The organism is Marinobacter bryozoorum, from assembly GCF_023156245.1.
Taxonomy (GTDB): domain Bacteria; phylum Pseudomonadota; class Gammaproteobacteria; order Pseudomonadales; family Oleiphilaceae; genus Marinobacter; species Marinobacter bryozoorum.
Genome location: NZ_JAKZAH010000069.1, coordinates 2,713 through 7,225 on the forward strand (window position 1 = coordinate 2,713; position 4,513 = coordinate 7,225).

Here is a 4,513-nt window from a genome sequence, read left to right on the forward strand (position 1 = left end):
TCCGCACCGGCCTGGCCATCTCGGCTGTAATAAACGATGACGTTGCCGGAATAGGTCCGGACAATCTGTTCGGTCTGCGGGTAATGGGCAACTATCCGGCCAGCCAGCTCGGCAACACTGACTTGGCCGGCACCTGGAATGACCGCGGAGGCTCTATCGAGCGCAGGTGCCAAAGCCAACACAGCACCCGTAACTGAGAGGACTATCAGAAACAGCCCTGCAAACAGGCCCGGTAAGCCGTGAAACTTGCGCAACATGGTGTTAACTCCTGCCGGCTTATTGAAGATCGTAGGTGAGAGAGCGCACATACCCGCGCCCGGAAACCGGCTTGCCCGAACCGTCCGTGGTCAGAGGGGCCACGACATCTGCCCTGATATCGCGCATATCCTCAACGGCAGAGTCAACCCGGACCTCATAGCCGTTGTCGATCAACGAATCATCCAGGTTCAGTGTAATTTTAAGGGTGCGGCCACTGGTGACACTGGCACCGGTCAGGCCATCATACTCCGCCGGATTTAGTCCACTGCCGCGGGCCCAGCCACCCAAGTGCTTGTAGTATTTTGATTTTTTACCCGAAACCCAAAGGGTGCCCTGGTACTCGCCGGCCGCATCCGTAAGATACAGCGCCAGATAGGCTCCATCGCCGTTGTAACTCTGTAACTCGGTCGTGAATGTCACGTCACGGGCCTGGGCGTAAGCGGGTAAAGCCAGAGCGGTGAAAAGACTGAAAGCCAGAACGAACTTTTTCATAACTTGTCTCCGATAAACCGGCGTAATACTGAAACAACTGGACAGAATCGCCCCTTTACTCAACGGTGACTGTCGGGCGACCCTTGACGATACCGTTGCCTGGAATTTGTCTTCTGGCGTTGTCCTGACCATTCTTTCCGGACCATTTGCCGGGGTCCTGGTCATCATCGTCTGCTTCTTCGCGTTCCCAGCTCATCATCATCAGTGAAGCAGGGGCGAAAGAAGCCTCTGCCCTAACGCCATTGGAATCAAACCCCTTGACTTCATAGCAGCCGTCATCGACTTTGATTCTGTGCACGGTCCAGCCTTCCGATTCCAGCTTTTCACGAAGATTTTCACGGGGCTGCCAATTCGCTACGGAGTCATTGCAGTCATCATCGGCCATGGCCGTGCCGCTCATAAGCAGCAAAGAAATGCTCAGAACAATGGGTTTGGTTTTCATGGTGTTTCTCCTACCGGTTGCGTAACATTCACTCTACGACACTAACCTGACAGTACCCTGAACAAACCAGGCCTTATCAGCGGAACTGGAAGGCTTCTTTATGGAAGCGAGTCAGGCGGAAGGGTGCACCCCTCAAGCCTTTTTGGATAGCTTGCCCCAACCCTGCCGGACCGCAGAACCAGACCTCTGCAGCTGACCGGCTATTGGTGGACAGCTTATCTGCTGACAACGCCTGCCCCTTGCTACTATCGTGAATCTCGAGATTAATGCCGGGAAAGTCACTGGAAAGCACCCGGAGTCGATCCACCATCGGATCCTGGTCGGCGTTGCGCGTGCAGTAATGCAGATCTGCCTCAGGCACGGTGGCGGTGCAGCCGTCCAGCTCATCAAGCCAGGCCAGGAACGGCGTTACCCCGATGCCCCCGGCTATCCAGATCTGGTGGGACTTGCGGTTGCGTCGGTCGAAGTTAAAACGGCCGTAGGGGCCTTCAACCTTCACTGTTTGACCCACGCTGATTTTTTGGCTGAGATTGCGGGTATAGTCACCAAGGGATTTGATAAGAAACGTGACGGTGCCATTTGCCCGATCCGCACTGGCAAGGGTGAACGGGTGCGCCCCCTCCATCCGGTCAAAGGTAACAAAAGCAAACTGTCCCGCACGATGTCCGCGCCATGCTGGCCCAATGTGGCAGGTAACCTCGGTAACATCCCGGGCTGGGGTTTTGATCGCTGTGACCGTACCGCAAAGCTGGCGACGCCGGCCGACTCTACCAGCCAGGGAAAGCCCGCTGGCTATGCTGCCGGCCAGGAGAAGAATAGCCATCAGCACACCGATTGGCTGCTGCCACCATTGCAACGGAGTGAGCCACACCGCATGGAAAGCAAGTAACAAATAAAGCACTGGTGTGCCGCGATGCAGATAGCGCCAGTATTTGTAAGGGAACTTGCGCCACAGGGTAATAACCAGCATTGCAAACAACAGATAAACGGCGAATTCGCCTACCTCTTCCGCGGCATCGCGCATGGCGTCGATAAACCCGGAATAATCCTGGTCGAACTTGCCGGCCTCACCGAAAATTGACTCTATGACATCGTCGCCCATTTCAATCAGCCAGTGAGCTGCGGCGAATACCACAGCCAGGATGCCGGCCCATTTGTGGGTCAGGTAGATCTGGTCCAGACCGCCCAGTGGTCGTTCCAGCCAAACCGGGCGCAGCGCCAGCATCATGGCCAGCGACATGAAGGCAATGGATAACAACCCACTGAGCAGTAAGCCCTGGTCGTAGACCGTCCAAGGGGAGCCGGCTCCCGGGCCCGCAGCGAGATTCCAGGCCCACATGCCTGAAACCAACGCAAGGAAAGGTAAAATCATTCGCATCATGACACCTCCTGCGACCGACACCTGAAAGATTCTGAGCAAGGCTATCCCCCAAACCTGACAGCCAGCTGAACGCCGGTGCAGAGCCATAACAGCCTCCATAGCCATTCAGGCTGTTGTCAGGTTCCGGCTGTAGTATCTTGACCCCAATGCGGGATCAGAGGTGGGTTATGCGGGTACTGTTGGTGGAAGATACGGAGGGATTGGGTGAAGCCGTTCGGGATCAGATCGCAGACGACGGCCACGCGGTGGACTGGGTGCAAACGCTTGGCTTTGCAGAAGCAAGTGTTCAGACCACAACCTACGACCTGATTCTGCTAGACCTTATGTTGCCCGACGGCCATGGTTTCGGCTTTTTACGGAGGCTAAGGGCAGCTGGAATAACAACGCCTGTGATTATTCTTACCGCCAGGGATCAGGTGTCTGACCGAATAGAGGGGCTGAATGCCGGCGCCGACGACTATCTGGTAAAACCCTTTGATCTTTCCGAACTGTCAGCCCGTGTGGCTGCAGTAGCCCGAAGGTACCGGGGTGACCCGAACCCTGTCATACGTTTGGGTGAGCTGGAGGTCGATCTTCGCGACCATCGAATCCATCGCAGCGGACTGCCGATAGAACTCACGGCCCGGGAATGGGCCTTATTCGAGGGCTTTATCCAACGGCCTGGAATGCTACTATCCCGATCGCAACTGGAGGACCGCCTTTACGCCTTCGGAGCCGAGATCGAAAGCAATACGATTGAGGTTTATATCAGTCGCTTGCGAAAAAAACTGGGGCGGGACACGATCGTCACCGTTAGGGGAATGGGCTATCGCCTGGACACTCATGGCCACTAGAAACAGCCTGCAAAAAACTCTCGGTATTGGCCTGACTCTGGGCGTCACCCTGCTCTGGCTGCTGGGCGTTACCGCTTCCGGACTTGTGGCACAGCATGAAATGGATGAGGTCTTTGACAGCGCCCTGGAAGAAACCGCCCAGCGCATACTGCCGTTGGCCGTCACCGACATCCTGAACCGGGAGAATGGCAACGGCAGCCAACGCGCGCCCGCCCTGAAAGATCACGACGAGTATCTGACTTACCTGGTACGAGACGCACAGGGCAATCTCCTGTTGCGCTCCCACGACGCCAACCCTGAGGTTTTTGGCACAACACCCAAAGAGGGGTTTTCAAGCACGCCGACACACCGGCTATATGGCGTGTCGGCGGTCAGTAACACAATCTTTCTGGAAGTGGCTGAACCCCTCGCGCATCGGAGGGAATCTGCACTGGAGGCCGGGCTAGCCTTGCTCTTTCCTCTGATAGTGCTGGTTCCGGTCAGCCTAATGGGTGTCTGGTGGATCGTCCGGCTGTCCCTTCGCAGGGTCGTCGATTTTCAACGAGGCATTGAATCCCGCGGCGCGGGGGATCTTTCCCCTGTTGCAGAGGATAAGTTACCCCGCGAATTTCAACCGATCGCAGTTGCCGTCAACCGGCTGCTCGACCGATTGCACCGTGCGCTTGAGTCAGAACGAAGTTTTACCGCCAACAGTGCCCATGAATTGCGAACTCCACTCGCAACAGCACTCGCCAAAGTGCAGCGACTGAAAATCAGGATATCCGATGATCAAGTCAAGAAGGAAGTTACGGAAATTGAAGAGGCTTTGCGTAGCCTGTCGATGTTGTCTGCAAAGCTGCTGGAACTGGCGAAAGCGGAAGGCGGCGGCGCACTTTCACAAAACCAACACGATCTTGTGCCCATACTCGCAATGATTGCCTCGGATTTTGAGGAGCAGGCGCCCGGACGAATCGTGACATCGATGCCGGAAAATGAAGTAAATTCCTTCATTGATCCCGATGCTTTCGCCATACTTGTACGTAACCTTATCGAGAACGCACTCAAGCATGGCTCCCCGAGCGAGCCAGTGGAAATCAGCCTGTGTGAAGATGGCAGGCTGATCGTGCG

At 55.9% G+C, this 4,513-nt stretch carries 5 protein-coding genes and 1 pseudogene; 2 read left to right on the forward strand and 4 right to left on the reverse strand.

Translation table 11 applies throughout. The features are described 5' to 3' along the window. From MLC59_RS19145 to MLC59_RS19160, 4 genes and pseudogenes are all read right to left on the reverse strand, one after another. Positions 1 to 257: pseudogene (locus MLC59_RS19145) on the reverse strand (PepSY domain-containing protein); the annotation flags it as partial. Positions 258 to 276: 19 nt separating this feature from the next. Further along, positions 277 to 750, reverse strand: coding sequence for a DUF2271 domain-containing protein (locus tag MLC59_RS19150; RefSeq protein WP_248237206.1), 474 nt, complete (start codon positions 748 to 750; stop codon positions 277 to 279). Positions 751 to 805: 55 nt separating this feature from the next. Further along, positions 806 to 1,192, reverse strand: a complete 387-nt coding sequence (locus tag MLC59_RS19155) for a PepSY domain-containing protein (protein WP_248237207.1) — start codon at positions 1,190 to 1,192, stop codon at positions 806 to 808. Between the two features lie 76 nt (positions 1,193 to 1,268). Further along, entirely contained in the window at positions 1,269 to 2,573 is a 1,305-nt protein-coding gene (locus tag MLC59_RS19160) for a ferredoxin reductase family protein (RefSeq protein ID WP_248237208.1), read from the reverse strand. A 167-nt stretch (positions 2,574 to 2,740) separates the two neighbouring features. Between MLC59_RS19160 and MLC59_RS19165 the strand changes: the two genes are divergently transcribed. Together MLC59_RS19165 and MLC59_RS19170 are read left to right on the forward strand one after the other, a co-directional pair. Further along, on the forward strand, positions 2,741 to 3,406 hold the full coding sequence (locus MLC59_RS19165; RefSeq protein WP_091849778.1) for a response regulator: 666 nt from the start codon (positions 2,741 to 2,743) through the stop codon (positions 3,404 to 3,406). Next, positions 3,396 to 4,513 (forward strand): sensor histidine kinase (locus tag MLC59_RS19170; RefSeq protein WP_248237209.1); only part of this gene is annotated, 1,118 nt, incomplete at its 3' end. The genes MLC59_RS19165 and MLC59_RS19170, both read left to right, overlap by 11 nt.

Bases quoted from the DNA above. Each gene is read 5' to 3' on its own strand.
- MLC59_RS19165 (WP_091849778.1), top strand. From the start codon at position 2,741: ATGCGGGTACTGTTGGTGGAAGATACGGAGGGATTGGGTGAAGCCGTT.
- MLC59_RS19150 (WP_248237206.1), bottom strand. From the start codon at position 750: ATGAAAAAGTTCGTTCTGGCTTTCAGTCTTTTCACCGCTCTGGCTTTA.
- MLC59_RS19155 (WP_248237207.1), bottom strand. From the start codon at position 1,192: ATGAAAACCAAACCCATTGTTCTGAGCATTTCTTTGCTGCTTATGAGC.
- MLC59_RS19160 (WP_248237208.1), bottom strand. From the start codon at position 2,573: ATGATGCGAATGATTTTACCTTTCCTTGCGTTGGTTTCAGGCATGTGG.